Source organism: Olsenella sp. An270 (assembly GCF_002159735.1).
Lineage (GTDB): Bacteria > Actinomycetota > Coriobacteriia > Coriobacteriales > Atopobiaceae > Thermophilibacter.
In genome coordinates, this window is sequence record NZ_NFJF01000006.1 from 93,584 (window position 1) to 108,336 (window position 14,753).

Annotated in this window: 14 protein-coding genes and 1 tRNA gene; 13 read left to right on the plus strand and 2 right to left on the minus strand. The window is 68.8% G+C overall.

Annotated features, from left to right (window positions below):
• Positions 1–10 precede the first annotated feature (10 nt).
• The 3 genes from B5F73_RS07590 (at position 11) to B5F73_RS07600 (ending at position 2,611) form a co-directional block, all read left to right on the plus strand.
• Positions 11–571: an RNA polymerase sigma factor gene (locus B5F73_RS07590; RefSeq protein ID WP_204206288.1), complete on the plus strand. Its 561-nt coding sequence runs from the start codon at positions 11–13 to the stop codon at positions 569–571.
• Positions 552–1,544, plus strand: a complete 993-nt coding sequence (locus B5F73_RS07595; RefSeq protein WP_087227648.1) for a hypothetical protein — start codon at positions 552–554, stop codon at positions 1,542–1,544. Before B5F73_RS07590 ends, B5F73_RS07595 begins: the two co-directional genes overlap by 20 nt.
• 116 nt (positions 1,545–1,660) lie before the next feature.
• Positions 1,661–2,611 (plus strand): virulence protein RhuM/Fic/DOC family protein, encoded by a 951-nt coding sequence (locus tag B5F73_RS07600; RefSeq protein ID WP_087227649.1) that lies wholly within the window; start codon positions 1,661–1,663, stop codon positions 2,609–2,611.
• Between the two features lie 75 nt (positions 2,612–2,686).
• Here the strand turns inward: B5F73_RS07600 and B5F73_RS07605 are convergent, their stop codons facing one another.
• Positions 2,687–3,865 (minus strand): malic enzyme-like NAD(P)-binding protein, encoded by a 1,179-nt coding sequence (locus B5F73_RS07605; RefSeq protein ID WP_087227650.1) that lies wholly within the window; start codon positions 3,863–3,865, stop codon positions 2,687–2,689.
• A 90-nt stretch (positions 3,866–3,955) separates the two neighbouring features.
• Positions 3,956–4,486: a hypothetical protein gene (locus tag B5F73_RS07610; RefSeq protein WP_087227651.1), complete on the minus strand. Its 531-nt coding sequence runs from the start codon at positions 4,484–4,486 to the stop codon at positions 3,956–3,958.
• A gap of 133 nt (positions 4,487–4,619) precedes the next feature.
• Here B5F73_RS07610 and galE point away from each other — a divergent pair, with 133 nt between their 5' ends.
• The 10 genes from galE (at position 4,620) to gltA (ending at position 14,546) form a co-directional block, all read left to right on the plus strand.
• A complete protein-coding gene (gene galE, locus B5F73_RS07615; protein ID WP_087227652.1) occupies positions 4,620–5,675 on the plus strand; it encodes a UDP-glucose 4-epimerase GalE in 1,056 nt (351 codons plus the stop codon).
• 15 nt (positions 5,676–5,690) lie between these two features.
• The gene (locus B5F73_RS07620; protein WP_087227653.1) at positions 5,691–6,734 is read left to right on the plus strand and encodes a polyprenyl synthetase family protein; all 1,044 of its coding nucleotides are present in this window, start codon (positions 5,691–5,693) and stop codon (positions 6,732–6,734) included.
• A gap of 27 nt (positions 6,735–6,761) precedes the next feature.
• Positions 6,762–7,679 carry a peptidoglycan-binding protein gene (locus tag B5F73_RS07625; RefSeq protein ID WP_087227654.1) on the plus strand — a complete coding sequence of 306 codons (918 nt, stop codon included), beginning with the start codon at positions 6,762–6,764 and terminating at the stop codon, positions 7,677–7,679.
• 44 nt (positions 7,680–7,723) lie between these two features.
• Entirely contained in the window at positions 7,724–8,965 is a 1,242-nt protein-coding gene (locus B5F73_RS07630) for an ATP-binding protein (protein ID WP_087227655.1), read from the plus strand.
• A 49-nt stretch (positions 8,966–9,014) separates the two neighbouring features.
• Positions 9,015–9,089, plus strand: a tRNA-Gln gene (locus B5F73_RS07635).
• Between the two features lie 59 nt (positions 9,090–9,148).
• On the plus strand, positions 9,149–10,543 hold the full coding sequence (gene glmU, locus B5F73_RS07640; protein ID WP_087227656.1) for a bifunctional UDP-N-acetylglucosamine diphosphorylase/glucosamine-1-phosphate N-acetyltransferase GlmU: 1,395 nt from the start codon (positions 9,149–9,151) through the stop codon (positions 10,541–10,543).
• On the plus strand, positions 10,544–11,542 hold the full coding sequence (locus tag B5F73_RS07645; RefSeq protein ID WP_087227657.1) for a ribose-phosphate pyrophosphokinase: 999 nt from the start codon (positions 10,544–10,546) through the stop codon (positions 11,540–11,542).
• 73 nt (positions 11,543–11,615) lie between these two features.
• On the plus strand, positions 11,616–12,179 hold the full coding sequence (gene pth / locus B5F73_RS07650) for an aminoacyl-tRNA hydrolase (protein ID WP_087227658.1): 564 nt from the start codon (positions 11,616–11,618) through the stop codon (positions 12,177–12,179).
• A gap of 136 nt (positions 12,180–12,315) precedes the next feature.
• Positions 12,316–13,158 carry a sulfide/dihydroorotate dehydrogenase-like FAD/NAD-binding protein gene (locus B5F73_RS07655; RefSeq protein ID WP_087227659.1) on the plus strand — a complete coding sequence of 281 codons (843 nt, stop codon included), beginning with the start codon at positions 12,316–12,318 and terminating at the stop codon, positions 13,156–13,158.
• The gene (gltA, locus tag B5F73_RS07660) at positions 13,146–14,546 is read left to right on the plus strand and encodes an NADPH-dependent glutamate synthase (protein WP_087227660.1); all 1,401 of its coding nucleotides are present in this window, start codon (positions 13,146–13,148) and stop codon (positions 14,544–14,546) included. The genes B5F73_RS07655 and gltA overlap by 13 nt, the downstream gene beginning before the upstream one ends.
• Positions 14,547–14,753 lie beyond the last annotated feature (207 nt).

Consider the following 14,753-nt stretch of genomic DNA (forward strand, 5'->3'; position numbering starts at 1 on the left):
GGTGAGGGGCATGACCGACAAGAGCATCAAGCGCATCGAGAAGTTCATGCGACACGCGATGGCCGCGCACGGCGGCTCCGTCTACCTCGTGGCCCTCGCGCAGACGCGTTCGGAGGCCGACGCCCAGGACGTGGCCCAGGACGTCTTCTGCCGCCTGCTCACGGACGGCACCGCGTTCACGAGCGACGAGCACCTGCGCGCCTGGCTTCTGCGCGTGACCGTCAACCGCTGCCGCGAGCTCTGGCGCGCGCCGTGGCGGCACCGCGTGGAGAACGTAGACGAGCTCGCCCAGCTGCCGGCCCCGGACGCGCCCGTGGAGGACGCGGCGCTCGAGGAGCTGCGCGCCGACCCGGTCTGGCAGGCGCTCCGGTCCCTGCCCGAGAAGCTCCGCGTGGTGGCGCTGCTCCACTACGTGGAGGAGTACACGACCGAGGAGATCGCCCGCATCGTGGGCAGCCCGCCAGCGACGGTGCGCACGCGCCTGCACCGGGCGCGCAAGCTGATGAGAGAGACGCTCGAGTCCCCCGCGAGCCCCGCAGAGGAGGAGAACTATGGACAGGCACACGCTTGAGCAGTTCCGCACGCGGGCACGCAAGGCCACGCTGCCCGAGGACGTGCGCGAGTCCGTCTTGGACGAGATCAGGGTCGAGAAGGGCGAACGCGCCCGCGGCCCGCGCAGGCCGCGCCGGGAGCGGCGGGGCGTCACGCGGCGGACCTTCGTGCGCGTGGGAGCCGTGGCGGCCGGCGGCGTCGCAGCGTTTCTCGGCGTCAGTGCCCTCATGAACCACGCTGCCGGCAAGAGGGGCAACTGGTTCGCGCTCACCGCCTACGCCGAGGGCACCGAGGAGCCGGACGGCTCGCGCCTGGCACTCGGCGAGACGTTTGGCGGGCGCATCAGCTGGGCCGGCGGCGTGGACCCGGAGAGCGACGGAGACGACCTGCTCATGGTCCACACCGAACTCAACCTCTCGTGCACGGGCGACAACGTGGACACCCTCACGTACCAGCTCGAGGGCGACAGCGTTGGCACCAGCGTGGACGTCTACTTCAAGCCCGGGATCTGGATCTTCCAATCCGACTACGAGGGCAGCGGTCCCGTAGCCAACTTCACCGTTGACTACGACAGCCAGGACACTCAGAGTCTCCAGGCCCTTCTCACCGGGCGCCTTGCCTACTACGCCATCTACGCCAACATTCCTGTCCCGGACGACCTCGTTCCCGTGTTTCTGGAGCTTCAGGAGACCGAGGGGACCGAGGAGGAGTCCTCCCGCTTGCTGGAGCTCATGAACCAGGTAGAAGTGCGCGCCGCCGAGCTCTTTGCCGAGGAGCTCGCCAAGACCACGCTCGTGATGACGGCCACGTTCAACGACGGCAGCGAGCAGACCAAGCGCTACTCGTTCTCCCCGCGCGAGGACTACACGCAGATCTACGCCAACTACCTAGAAGAGGATTGGGGGGCCTACCTCGCCGGCGACGACGCCCGCCGGACCGAGCTCACGCAGAACCCGCCGAGCCTCTATCTGATCACGGAGGCCGAGGGATAAACGAGACCGCCCCGACGTCCTTCTCTCGAGGGAACGTCGGGGCGGCATTAGTAATTATTGTCCGGTCCACACCGTACATTTGTTCTACCGAAAGAACGGGAGAGCGGAGGTACGGTATGGGAACGGAGAAGAGCATCGTACTGTTTGAATCGGCGGACGGGTCGGTTGAGCTGCCGGTGATGCTCGACCCGGCGCGGGAGGACGTCTGGCTGAGCCGCGCGCAGCTTGCGACCCTCTTTGGGCGCGACGTCAAGACCATCGGCAAGCACGTCGCCAACGCGCTGCGCGAGGAGCTTGCCGGGTCCGAGAATCGAGTTGTCGCAAAATTTGCGACAACTGCCCGGGACGGCAAGACGTACCAGACTGAGCACTACAACCTCGACATGGTCCTCTCCGTCGGCTATCGCGTGAAGTCCGCACGCGGTGTGGAGTTTCGCCGCTGGGCGACGGACGTGCTGCGTCGCTACGTCATAGCCGGACACGCGGCGAACGAGCGACGACTCGAGCAGCTGGGCCAGGTCGCAAAGATCATGGCACGCGTCCCCGAAAGCCTGGAATCCCGCCAGATCCTCGACATCGTCCAGAGCTACACCGGGGCACTCGACCTGCTGGACGACTACGACCACCTCTGCGTAACGGCACCCGAGGGCACGCCCGCCGCGCGGGAGATCACCTACGAGGAGTGCCGCGAGGTAATCGAGTCCCTGCGCTTTGGTCGGGAGAGCTCGCTCTTTGGCGTGGAGAAGGACGGGTCGTTCAAGGGCGCCATCGGCAACGTCTTCCAGAGCTTCGACGGACGCGACCTCTATCCCATGCTCGAGGAGAAGGCGGCCCACCTGCTCTACTTCGTGGTGAAGGACCACAGCTTCCTCGACGGTAACAAGCGCATCGCTGCTGCGGTCTTCCTGTACTTCCTCGACCGCAACCGGGCGCTCTTCACGCCGGCGGGCGAGAAGGCCATCGACGACAGCGCGCTCGTGGCCATGACCATCCTCATCGCCGAGTCAAAGCCGGAGGAGAAGGACGTGATGGTGGCGCTCGTGATGCACTTCCTTAAGAGGACGTAAGGAAGCCGCCCCGACGTCCTTCTCGCAAAGGAACGTCGGGGCGGCGAAATGATGAAAAGGGACTGTCCCTTTTCATCACAGGCGGGCGACGCCGGACTTGCGGGCGGCCTCGGCCACGGCGGCGGCCACGGCGGGCGCCACGCGCTCGTCGAAGGCGCCGGGGATGATGTAGTCGGCGGCGCGGTGCTCGTCGTCGACGAGGCCGGCGATCGCGTAGGCCGCGGCCTCCATCATGTCGTCGTTGATGTCGGACGCGCGCACGTCGAGGGCGCCGCGGAAGATGCCCGGGAACGCGAGCACGTTGTTGATCTGGTTGGGGAAGTCGGAGCGGCCCGTGGCTGCCACGGCGGCCCCCGCCGCGAGCGCCTCGTCCGGCATGATCTCCGGCACGGGGTTGGCGCAGGCGAAGATGATCGGGTCGGCGGCCATGGTGCGGACCATGTCCTGGGTGAGCACGCCCGGGGCGGAGACGCCCACGAAGACGTCGGCGCCCTTGACGGCGTCGGCAAGGCTGCCCTTCACGCCCTCGCGGTTGGTCCACGTGGCGATCTCGGCCTTCTCGGGGTTGAGGCCCTCGCGGCCCTCGTAGATGGCGCCCGTGCGGTCGCAGATGATGACGTCCTTCACGCCCATGCGCTGCATGAGTTTGGCAATGGAGATGCCCGCGGCGCCGGCGCCGGAGAAGACCACGCGCACGTCGGAGAGCGCACGACCCGTGAGGCGGCACGCGTTGATGAGCGCGGCGCAGGTCACGACCGCGGTGCCGTGCTGGTCGTCGTGGAAGACGGGGATGTCGCAGACCTCCTTGAGGCGGCGCTCGATCTCGAAGCAGCGCGGCGCGGAGATGTCCTCGAGGTTGACGCCGCCGAAGCTGCCGGCGATGAGCTCGACGGTGCGGACGATCTCGTCCACGTCCTTGGAGCGCACGCACAGGGGGAACGCGTCCACGTCGGCGAAGGTCTTGAACAGGGCGCACTTGCCCTCCATGACCGGCATGCCCGCCTCGGGGCCGATGTCACCGAGACCCAGCACCGCGGTGCCGTCCGTGACGACGGCCACGAGGTTGCCGCGGCGGGTGTAGGTGTAGGAGTCCTCCACGTTCTCGGAGATCTTGAGGCACGGCTCGGCGACGCCCGGCGTGTAGGCCACGGCCAGCTCCTCCGGCGTGGTGATCGGCGCGCGGGTGATCACCTCGATCTTGCCCTGCCACTCCCTGTGCTTGTCCAGCGCGTACTGCTTGGCGTCCTCAGCCATGGATGCTCCTATCTCGCGGGCCGGCCACCGCCGGCCAAATACACACCGACTGCAAGTCTAATCCTACGGAGCGCCGTTGTGGGCCACGACTCAACCCAGCGAGATCGCGCCCAGCCATCCCCAGCGCGGCTCGCATGCCACGCCGTACGCGGAGAGCCAGGGGGCGAGAGGAACCGCGCGCACGCGACCGCCCGCGCAGTCCATCACGCGGCCGTCGCCCACATAGAGCCCCACGTGCCCGTGGTCCCACCCGTCGGCGACGTACGGGTGCCTCGCAACCGCGCAGACCATCCCGACGAGCAGGTCGCGCGTGTCCGTGAGGTGACAGAACCCGTCGTAGACCTCGCGCGCGTCGCCGCTCACGTAACCCAGGCCCAGCCTCGAGAACGCACGCTCGACCCACGCCGCGCACAGGCCCTCGCCCATCGCGGCGGTGCCGCAGGCGCACTCGACCAGCCGCCGCTGGAGCGTCCCGGCCTCCATCAGCGCCTGCGGCTCGTGGCCGACGGGCACCCCGCGCCAGGCGGGCTGCCCAAAGGTCGTGGTCACGCCGTCGGCGGCAAGAAGCCCGCGCTCGCCCAGCGCCGACAGCACGCTCAGCCGCTCGTCCCCCTCGCTCATGCCGCCTCCCCGCGAAGCGCCGTTCGCCAATTGCCGGGCACCCGTGGCGTCCGTGCCCCGGCACGGACGTATACTAGAAGATGGCGGAAATCGGAGCAAAGCGCTCGAGGCGCCCCACGGGAAAGGACCCAGCATGAGTGAGAAGATCGCGCCCCAGGACACCTGCGTGCTCGTGACCGGCGGCGCCGGGTTCATCGGCAGCCACACCGTCGTGGAGCTCCTCCAGGCCGGCTATCAGGTCGTCATCGTGGACGACCTCTCCAACGCCTCCGTCAAGGTGCTCGACCGCATCAAGACGATCGTGGGCGACGAGGCCGCTGCGCGCATGACCTTCTACGAGGCCGACGTCAACGACCGCGCCGCGCTCGCCAAGATCTTCGACGCGCACCACCCCAGCCGCGTCATCCACTTCGCCGGCTACAAGGCCGTGGGCGAGTCGGTCACCAAGCCCGTCGAGTACTACTCCAACAACATCGGCAACACCCTCACGCTGGTGGACGTCATGCGCGAGCACGGCTGCAAGTCCATCATCTTCTCCAGCTCCGCCACCGTCTACGGCGACCCGGACTCCCTGCCGCTCACCGAGGCGAGCCCCAAGAAGCCCGCGACCAACCCCTACGGCTGGACCAAGTGGATGATCGAGCAGATCCTCACCGACCTCCACACCGCGGACCCCGAGTGGGACGTCGTCCTTCTCCGCTACTTCAACCCCATCGGCGCGCACCCCTCGGGCCTCATGGGCGAGGACCCCAAGGGCATCCCCAACAACCTGGTGCCCTACGTCGCACAGACCGCCATCGGCAAGCGCGACGCCGTGCACGTCTTTGGCAACGACTACGACACCCCCGACGGCACGGGCGTGCGCGACTACATCCACGTCGTGGACCTCGCGCGCGGCCACGTGGCGGCGCTCGCGTGGATGAACGGACGCGAGGGCGTTGAGGTCTTCAACCTGGGCACGGGAACGGGAACCTCGGTCCTGCAGATCATCGAGGCCTTCTCCAAGGCCTGCGGCCACGAGATCCCCTACGTCATCGAGCCGCGCCGCGCCGGCGACGTCACCGCCAACTACGCCGACTGCTCCAAGGCCCGCGAGCTCATGGGATGGGAAGCGCAGTTCGACATCGAGGACATGTGCCGCGACTCCTGGAACTGGCAGTCCAACAACCCCAACGGCTACGAGGGATAGGCGGACGAGAAGAACATGGCAGGCTCCTTCGTCGACTATCTGACGCGTCGCCTCCCGCTCGTCGAGCGGGCGCTCGCGGGCTCCTCGGGATCGGCACTCACGGACGGCCCCGTCGCGGGCGACCTCGAGCGCTACCTCTACCGGCCGCTGGAGCGCTTCACCGCGAGCGGCGGCAAGCGCGTGCGTCCCGTGCTCTGCCTGCTGGGCGCCGAGGCGGCGGGGGGCGACCCCGAGGCCGCGCTCTCGTGCGCGGTGGCCGTCGAGCTCTTCCAGAGCGCGGCCCTCATCCACGATGACATCGCCGACGAGGGCGAGCTGCGCCGCGGCGAGCCGTGCCTGCACCGCGTGGAGGGCACCGGGCTGGCGATAAACGCCGGCGACCTGGCGCTCACCCGCGTCTTCGAGGCCATCCTCTCCGACGAGCGCCTCGACGCCGAGCGCACGGCGACCGTGCTCGCCGAGGTGGCCCGCATGGAGCGCCACACCCTCGAGGGCCAGGCGCTCGACCTCGGCTGGGTCCGCGACGGGCGCTGGGACGTCACGCCCGACGACTACCTCTACATGGTGCGCAGCAAGACCGCGTGGTACACGGTCGCCAGCCCGCTGCGCCTGGGCGCGCTCGCCGCGGGCGGCCCGCGCGAGACGGCCGACGGCCTCGAGCGGGTGGGCCTGCCCGCCGGCCTGGCCTTCCAGCTGCAGGACGACCTGCTCAACCTCGTGGGAGACGCCGAGGCGCAGGGCAAGGACTTCCGCTCCGACATCACCGAGGGCAAGCGCACGCTCGCCGTGGTCTGGGCCCTCGCCCACCTGGGGGACGCCGATCGCGACGAGCTCGTCGCCCTTCTCGGCTCCCACGTCACGGGCACGGCCGAGAAGGACCGCGCGGTCGGGCTCATCGAGCGCGGCGGGGGCGTCGAGCGGTGCCGCGAGCTCGCGCGGGAGTGCGCCGACGAGGCCAGGGGCGCGGCGGACGATCTCGCGCGGGACGGTCGCATCTCGGTTGAGGCTCGCGACCTTCTGTGCTCTATGGCAGACTTCTTCGTGGAGCGCGCGAGCTAGGACGCGCCCGCGAGTACGGGAGAGACGATGGAAACGATACGCGAGGGAGCGACGGGCGCAGCCGTCGAGGACATTCAGGAGCGGCTGACGTCGCTCGGGTACGCGATCGAGGAGTCGGAGCGCGAGGAGTGCTCCTTCGGTCGCTCCACGGCCACGGCGGTCGCGCGCTTCAGGCTCGACCACGGGCTCTCGCTCGGCGACGCCGTCGACGGGCCCACGTGGGCGGTTCTCGTCGACGAGGGCTACCAGCTCGGCGACCGCACGCTCTACCTGCGACTCCCCAACTTCCACGGCAACGACGTCCGCCAGCTCCAGGAGCGCCTCAACGTGCTCGGCTTCTCCTGCGGGCCCGCCGACGGCGTCTACGGCGTGCACACCGAGGCGGCGGTGAAGCTCTTCCAGGAGAGCATCGGCGCCCTCGCGGACGGCATGGCGTTCCAGGACACCTTCGACGCCGTCGAGCGCCTGCGTCACGTCTGGGCCGGCAAGCCCGCCGACGGCCCGCACCCCCAGGGGTCCATGGGCTTCGCGCGCGCCGCGAGCGTGCTCGAGAGCGCCGGCATCGCCATCACGGCCGACGACCCCATCTCGCGCAACGTGGCCGGGCGCCTCTGGAACCTCGCCCACGCCACCGTGGACGACTGCGCCCTCGAGCTCGTGGACGACCCCGAGGCCGCCGGCGACGACACCCGCGTCCTTATCGTCCTCTCGACCGAGCCCCTGCCCGAGAACGTGGCCGCGGGCATGGGAAACCTCGTCCTCGACGACTTTGACACGCTGCCGCGGCGCCTTCGCTCGGCGATTCAGAGCTCCCCGGCCTCGCCGCGCGCCGTCCGAATCGAGCTCCCGGTGGGAACGGGCGCGTTCACGATGAGCGACGCGCAGACCTTTGCCGTGCTCCTGCTCGACGCCGTCTGCGCCGCGTTCGACCACCTCGAGCTGTAAGCGGGTCATCTGGGGAGCGCCCCAGCCGACAGACGGGAGGGCCCATGTTCAGCCCGTTCAGAGACGCCAACGGGGCGCCCAAGCGCCTCGCCGAGGTGGCCTGGGACGACCTCGCGCAGCTCGCGGACCTCGACGAGGGCTTCGTCCTTGAGTTCAAGCGCGAGTACGGGCCCTCCGTCCAGCGCAAGATCCCCAAGATCGTGGCGTCGTTCGCCAACTCGCGCGGCGGCTGGCTCGTGATCGGCGTCGACGACGACACCCACGCCGTCTGCCCCGTCGCACGTCGCAGCGCCGACTTCGGGCAGATCATCGGCGAGCTCTGCCGCCGGCACGTCTCGCCCGCGCCGGCCTTCGACGTGCGCTTCCTGCCCGACCCCGCCGACGAGTCCCAGGGGGTTGTCATCGTCCGCGTCGCCGAGGGCGACTTCCCGCCCTACATCGCCGACGGCGTGGTCGAGATTCGCGAGGGCTCCACGTCGGGCCCCGCCACGGGCGCCTCCCTCGTGGAGCTCTACGGCAAGGCCACCGGACGCCGCCACGAGATCGCGCAGTTCTGCAACAGGACCGTCTTCTACCCGTCCGCAGGTCCCGACGGCAGGCCGCTGCCCCTCTTTGACCTCTACCTCTACCACCTGGGGCGTCCCGAGGGCACCCCCTCGCGCGAGGAGGTCGCGACCCACGTGGAGGCCATGCGCGCCGTCTTCGCCGACCAGCACCTCGACTGCCACGTGAGTCACGCCCACGACTCCCTCATCATCCGCAACGCCCTCCCGGCGGGCCCCGCCGACACCCACTCGGCGATCGAGCTCTTTGGCGACGAGTCGATGAAGCTCACGGTCCCGGCCGTCCTTCTCGACGACGCCCGCCGCGCGCGGGCGCTGGCCAGCATGCGCCGGCTCGGGCTCTTCTCGGCGAACGAGGAGCGCCTCATAGACGCCCGGGCCACGCTGCGCCGCGTCTCTCGCATGGCGTCGCTGCTCGACCGCTACGTGCGTCGGCGCGAGATTGCCTGGCAGGAGTACGCCGTCGCCTACGAGCTGGAGAACATGGCCGGAATCATCCTCTGGAGCGACAGCCCCGTCTACCGTGACTACGTCGCCGAGCGGGGGCTGCTCTCGTGCGGGACCACCGACTGCCGCAGCCGCGTGCGCTACCTCGACGACGGCGAGCACGACTCCTTCCGCGCCCGGCAGTTCGCGGGCAGCCACTTCTTCGAGGCGTGCGGCCTGCCGCTCGGCTCCCCCGACCCGCAGGACAACGCCCTCGTGGACGCCCTGCTCCGCTGACCGCCCGCCCCGACCGGCCGCTTCCTGCTACAATTGGCCCCGGCGGCACAGGGGTATCGTCCAATGGTTAGGACAGTGGTTTTTGGTGCCATCAATGTGGGTTCGAATCCTACTACCCCTGCCACCGCTGCCTCGCGTTATCATGTTTGTGTAAGGGACTCACGCGTCGCTTGGAGGCTACCTATGCCCATGACCGCGATCGTCCTCGCTGCCGGCGAGGGAACGCGCATGAAGTCCCGTCACCCCAAGGTCATGCACAAGCTTCTCGACCGTCCGCTCGTCTCCTGGGTCACGCGCGCCGCGCGCGAGGCCGGGGCCGAGCGCATCGTCGTGGTCGTGGGGCATGGCGCCGACGAGGTGCGGGCACATCTTGCAAACGAGAAGTACGTCGAGTGCGTCGAGCAGACGGAGCGCCTGGGCACCGGCCACGCCGTGCGCGTCGCCCTCGAGGGCGCCCACGTCACCGAGGGGCCCGTCGTGATCCTGAACGGCGACCTGCCGCTCATCGAGCCCGCCACCGTCCGCGCCTTCGCGGACTCCGTCGCCGACGGCGGCCACGCCGCCGCCATCCTCACGATGACGCCGCCCGACCCGTACGGCTACGGCCGCGTCGAGCTCGCCGAGGACGGGACCGTCGCGCGCATCGTCGAGCAGAAGGACTGCACGCCCGAGCAGGCCGCGCAGCTCACCGAGTGCAACGCCGGCTGCTACGCCTTCGACGGCGCCCTTCTCGCCGCGCACATCGGCGAGGTGGGCAACGACAACGCCCAGCACGAGTACTACCTCCCCGACATGGTGGAGATTCTGCGCGGCCACGGCCACGCCACCACGATCGTCCACTGCGAGGACTACCGCGAGGGCCTCGGCGCCAACAACCGCTCCCAGCTCGCGGAGCTCACGCGCCTCGCGCAGGAGCGCATCAACGAGCGCCTGATGGACGAGGGCGTCACCATGCTCGACCCGCGCACGGTCTGGGTGGGCCCCGACGTCACCGTGGGCCGCGACACGGTTCTTCTCCCCATGACCATGCTCTGGGGGAAGACGAGCGTGGGCGAGGAGTGCACGGTCGGCCCCAACACGCGCCTCACCGACTGCACCGTCGCCGACCACGTGTCCCTCGAGGAGACCGTGGGCGTTGACGTGACCATAGACGAGGGCGTCACCTGCGGCCCGCGCGCGTACCTGCGCGGCGGCGCGCACGTGCTGGCCGGCGCCCACGTGGGCACGCACGTGGAGATCAAGAACTCCACGATCGGCAAGGGCTCCAAGGTGCCGCACCTCTCCTACATTGGCGACTGCACGATGGGCGCCGGCGTCAACATCGGCGGTGGCTCCATCACCTGCAACTACGACGGCGTGCACAAGAACCGCACCACGATCGGCGACAACGTCTTCGTGGGGTCCGACACCATGATGGTCGCGCCCGTCACGATCGGCGACGGCGCGCTCGTGGGCGCCAGCTCCTGCGTCACCGCGGACGTCCCTGCCGACGCGCTCTACCTCGAGCGCGCCGAGCAGCGCATCGTAGAGGGGTACGCCGCGAGGCGACTCGAGAGACTCAAGAGAGACGAGGCCTAGATGTACGAGAACCTGAGCCAGCCCATGCCGCTCCAGAAGGAGATCAAGCTCTACAGCGGCACCGGCAACCCCGAACTGGCCGAGAAGATCGCCGAGATCCTGCACCTCGAGCTCCAGGGGCTCAACATCGAGAAGTTTGCCAACGGCGAGATCTACGCCCGCTTTGACGAGTCCGTCCGCGGCGACGACGTCTTCTTCATCCAGTCGCTCTCCGGCGCCAACGTGAACGACCTGCTCATGGAGACGCTCGTCGTGGCCGACGCCGCCAAGCGCGCCTCCGCCTCCAAGTTCACCGCGGTGCTCCCCCACTACTGCTACGCCCGCCAGGATCGCAAGGCCGCCGCGCGCGAGCCCATCACCGCGCGCCTGGTGGCCAACCTCCTCGAGGCCGCCGGTGTGGACCAGGTCATTACCATCGACCTGCACCAGGGTCAGATTCAGGGCTTCTTCGACATTCCCGTGACGCACCTCACCGCGCTCTACCTCATCGGCGACTACTTCAAGGCCAAGGACTTCGACTGGGACAACACCGTCGTCGTCTCCCCCGACATGGGCCGCGCCAAGGTGGCCAAGCGCCTCGCCGACTACCTGGGCTGCGAGTTTGCCATCGCACACAAGAGCCGCCCGAAGCACAACGCCTCCGAGGTCATGGGCATCATCGGCAACATCGAGGGCAAGACCTGCATCGTCAACGACGACATGATCGACACGGCGGGCACCCTCTGCAGCTCGGTCCGCAAGCTCAAGGAGATGGGCGCCGGCGACATCTACGTCTCCGCGACGCACGGCATCTTCTCCGGCCCCGCCATCGAGCGCCTGCAGGACGCGCCGCTCGAGGAGTGCGTGGTCACCGACATCATCCCCTGCGAGGCCGCCAACAAGCCGGGCTCCAAGATCCGCGCCATCTCCGTGGCCAACGAACTCGCCGAGGCCATCAACAGCGTCTACATGCGCCAGTCCGTCTCCGAGATCTTCGGCGGCCGCGGCGCCGAGATCTGATCTATCCGCACGCGGCGAGAAGAACCTGTCGCGGGGTCGCCTCCGGGCGGCCCCGCCTTTCGTAGGGGGAGACATGCTCGCACCAGCAAGGCCCGCCACCATCCGCATCGTCTGCGGCCTCGGCAACCCCGACGCCGAGTACGCCCGCACGCGCCACAACGCCGGCTTCGCCACCGTCGACGCCGTGGCGGCGCGTCGGGGCGTGCGCTACTGGAAGTCCGAGGCGGGCGCACAGGTGGCCTCCATCACGGTGACCGACAAGGACGGCGAGAAGCGCGAGGTTCTTCTCGCCAAGCCCATGAGCTATATGAACACCTCCGGCGGGCCGCTCTCCAAGCTGGCCCGCGCCCACCGCGTAAGGCCGGAGGAGATCCTCGTGGTCCACGACGAGGTGGACCTGGATGCCGGCGAGGTGCGCCTCAAGCTGGGCGGCGGCCTCAACGCCCACAACGGCCTGCGCTCCATCGCCGACAAACTCGGGAGCCGCGACTTCGCGCGCGTGCAGTTTGGCATCGGCCGGCCGCCCGGGCGCATGCAGGTCGCCGACTACGTGCTGCGCGAGCTCAAGGGCACCTTCCTCGAGGAGTTCGAGCTCACCGTCGAGCGCGCCGCCGACCTCGTGGAGCAGACGCTGTAGTGAGACAAACGAACCTGTCCCCTTTGTCTCACCGCTCGCCGCACGAATGTTGGAATGTGCCAGCGCTGGGGTACAATCGAGAGTTGGAAGGCCACATGGCCCAACAACGAGGGAATGCAGGAGAGGAGTGCGGTTAATGTACAAGATCCTCGAAAAGACGCAGTTCTCGGAGAAGGTGTTCAAGTTCCGCATCGAGGCGCCCCGGATGGCCAAGCACGCTCACGCCGGCCAGTTCCTGATGGTGCGCGCCAACGAGACGGGCGAGCGCGTCCCGTTCACGCTCGCTGGCTGGAACGCCGACGAGGGCTGGGTCGAGTTCATCTTCATGGTGATCGGCAAGACCACCGAGATGCTGTCCACCTACGAGGCGGGCGACTCCATCAAGGACGTCACCGGCCCGCTGGGCATGCCCACCGAGATGGCCGACGGCCCCTGCGCGGTCATCGGCGGCGGCGTCGGCCTGGCCATCGCCTACCCGGTCGCCAAGCACCTGGTCGAGACCGGCCACGAGGTCCACGCCATCATGGGCGCGCGCACCAAGGACCTCCTCCTGCTCGAGGAGCAGTTCCGCGAGCTCCTGCCGGAGGACCACATCCACATCACCACCGACGACGGCTCCTACGGCGAGAAGGGCGTGGTCACCGCGCCGCTCGAGCGCCTGCTCCAGGAGAAGGCCGTCACCCAGGTCTTCTGCGTCGGCCCCGTGCCGATGATGAAGTTCTCCGCCCTCACGGCCGAGAAGTACAACACGCCGATCACCGCGTCGCTCAACCCGATCATGGTCGACGGCACCGGCATGTGCGGCTGCTGCCGCGTCGAGGTCGACGGCGAGACGAAGTTCGCCTGCGTCGACGGCCCCGACTTCGACGCCACCAAGGTCGACTGGAACGACCTTCGCGCGCGTCAGGCCGCGTATCTCACCGAGGAGGGCCAGTCCCTCAAGGCCTACGAGGAGGCGAACTGCGCATGCCACAGGTAAACGGTCGCTTTGTCCCCGACATGAAGTCCCCGCGCACGCCGGACAACGAGGAGCCGGCAGCCGAGCGCGCGTGCGACTTCCGCCCCGTCGACAAGGGCTTCACCAAGGAGATGGCGCTGGCCGAGGCCGAGCGCTGCATGGACTGCAAGAAGCCGTTCTGCGTTGACGGCTGCCCCGTCAACATCAACATCCCCAAGTTCATCGAGAAGATCCGCGAGGAGAAGTTCGGCGAGGCGCTGGACATCATCCGCGAGGACTCGATGCTCCCCGCCATCTGCGGCCGCGTGTGCCCACAGGAGAACCAGTGCGAGGGCAAGTGCATCCGCGGCAAGAAGGGCGACCCGGTGGCCATCGGCCAGCTGGAGCGCTTCCTCGGCGACCAGCCCGAGCTCGCCTCCAAGCCCAAGATGGCCCCCAAGAACGGCAAGAAGGTCGCCGTCGTGGGCTCCGGTCCGTCCGGCATCACCTGCGCCGGCGAGCTCGCCCGCAACGGCTTCGACGTCACCGTCTTCGAGGCCTTCTTCACCGGCGGCGGCGTGCTCGTCTACGGCATCCCCGAGTTCCGTCTGCCCAAGGCCGTCGTCAAGCGCGAGATCGACGGCCTGGAGGAGATGGGCGTCAAGTTTGAGTACAACTCGGTCGTGGGCCGCATCACCGACGCCGACGAGCTCTTCGCCGAGGGCTTCGACGCCATCTACATCGCCACGGGCGCGGGCCTGCCCAAGTTCCTCAACGTCCCGGGCGAGAACCTCCCCAACGTCTTCTTCGCCAACGAGTACCTCACGCGCGTGAACCTCATGAAGGCGAACCGCTTCCCCGAGTACGACACCCCCACCAAGCACGGCAAGAACGTCGTGGTCTTTGGTGGCGGCAACGTCGCCATGGACGCGGTGCGCACCGCCAAGCGCCTGGGCGCCGAGCGCGCGATCATCGCCTACCGCCGCACCGAGGACGAGATGCCCGCCCGTCGCGCGGAGCTCCACCACGCCAAGGCCGAGGGCGTCGAGGTCATGCCGCTCGTCGCGCCGCTGGAGTTCGTGAAGGGCGAGGACGGCGCCGTGTGCGCCGTGCGCGTCCAGAAGATGGAGCTCGGCGAGCCCGACGCCTCCGGGCGTCGTCGCCCCGTGCCCATCGAGGGCGCCGTCGAGGAGATCCCCTGTGACGTGGCCATCTCCGCCATCGGCACCAACGCCAACCCGTTCGCCAAGATGATCGGCGACATCAAGCTCAACAAGTGGGGATACATCATCGCCGACGAGGACGGCCGCACCTCCGACCCGCGCATCTGGGCCGGCGGCGACATCGTCACCGGCGCAGCCACGGTCATCCTGGCCATGGGCGCCGGCAAGACCGCGGCGGCCAGCATCACCAAGGCGCTCGTCGGTTAGCGCTCAGAGCCGCAGCACACGAGAGCGGGCCTCCCGGGAAGCCGGGGGGCCCGCTTTTTGCCGGGACGAGGTTCTTCTCGCCCGCCCTCGTCTCCTCTTCCTAGCCTCTCTTTCGCCGAGTGTACGAGTTTGCGCCCACCGGCCACTGCTCGGGCGAGAAGAACGACCCGTTTGCCCAGTTGGCGTTATTCTCAGCCCTAGCCCGGC

Coding starts and splice junctions, on each gene's coding strand:
- B5F73_RS07620 (WP_087227653.1), top strand. CDS start 5,691: ATGGCAGGCTCCTTCGTCGACTATCTGACGCGTCGCCTCCCGCTCGTC.
- galE (WP_087227652.1), top strand. CDS start 4,620: ATGAGTGAGAAGATCGCGCCCCAGGACACCTGCGTGCTCGTGACCGGC.
- B5F73_RS07655 (WP_087227659.1), top strand. CDS start 12,316: ATGTACAAGATCCTCGAAAAGACGCAGTTCTCGGAGAAGGTGTTCAAG.
- pth (WP_087227658.1), top strand. CDS start 11,616: ATGCTCGCACCAGCAAGGCCCGCCACCATCCGCATCGTCTGCGGCCTC.
- B5F73_RS07610 (WP_087227651.1), bottom strand. CDS start 4,486: ATGAGCGAGGGGGACGAGCGGCTGAGCGTGCTGTCGGCGCTGGGCGAG.
- B5F73_RS07600 (WP_087227649.1), top strand. CDS start 1,661: ATGGGAACGGAGAAGAGCATCGTACTGTTTGAATCGGCGGACGGGTCG.
- B5F73_RS07645 (WP_087227657.1), top strand. CDS start 10,544: ATGTACGAGAACCTGAGCCAGCCCATGCCGCTCCAGAAGGAGATCAAG.
- B5F73_RS07625 (WP_087227654.1), top strand. CDS start 6,762: ATGGAAACGATACGCGAGGGAGCGACGGGCGCAGCCGTCGAGGACATT.
- glmU (WP_087227656.1), top strand. CDS start 9,149: ATGCCCATGACCGCGATCGTCCTCGCTGCCGGCGAGGGAACGCGCATG.
- B5F73_RS07595 (WP_087227648.1), top strand. CDS start 552: ATGGACAGGCACACGCTTGAGCAGTTCCGCACGCGGGCACGCAAGGCC.
- gltA (WP_087227660.1), top strand. CDS start 13,146: ATGCCACAGGTAAACGGTCGCTTTGTCCCCGACATGAAGTCCCCGCGC.
- B5F73_RS07590 (WP_204206288.1), top strand. CDS start 11: ATGACCGACAAGAGCATCAAGCGCATCGAGAAGTTCATGCGACACGCG.
- B5F73_RS07605 (WP_087227650.1), bottom strand. CDS start 3,865: ATGGCTGAGGACGCCAAGCAGTACGCGCTGGACAAGCACAGGGAGTGG.
- B5F73_RS07630 (WP_087227655.1), top strand. CDS start 7,724: ATGTTCAGCCCGTTCAGAGACGCCAACGGGGCGCCCAAGCGCCTCGCC.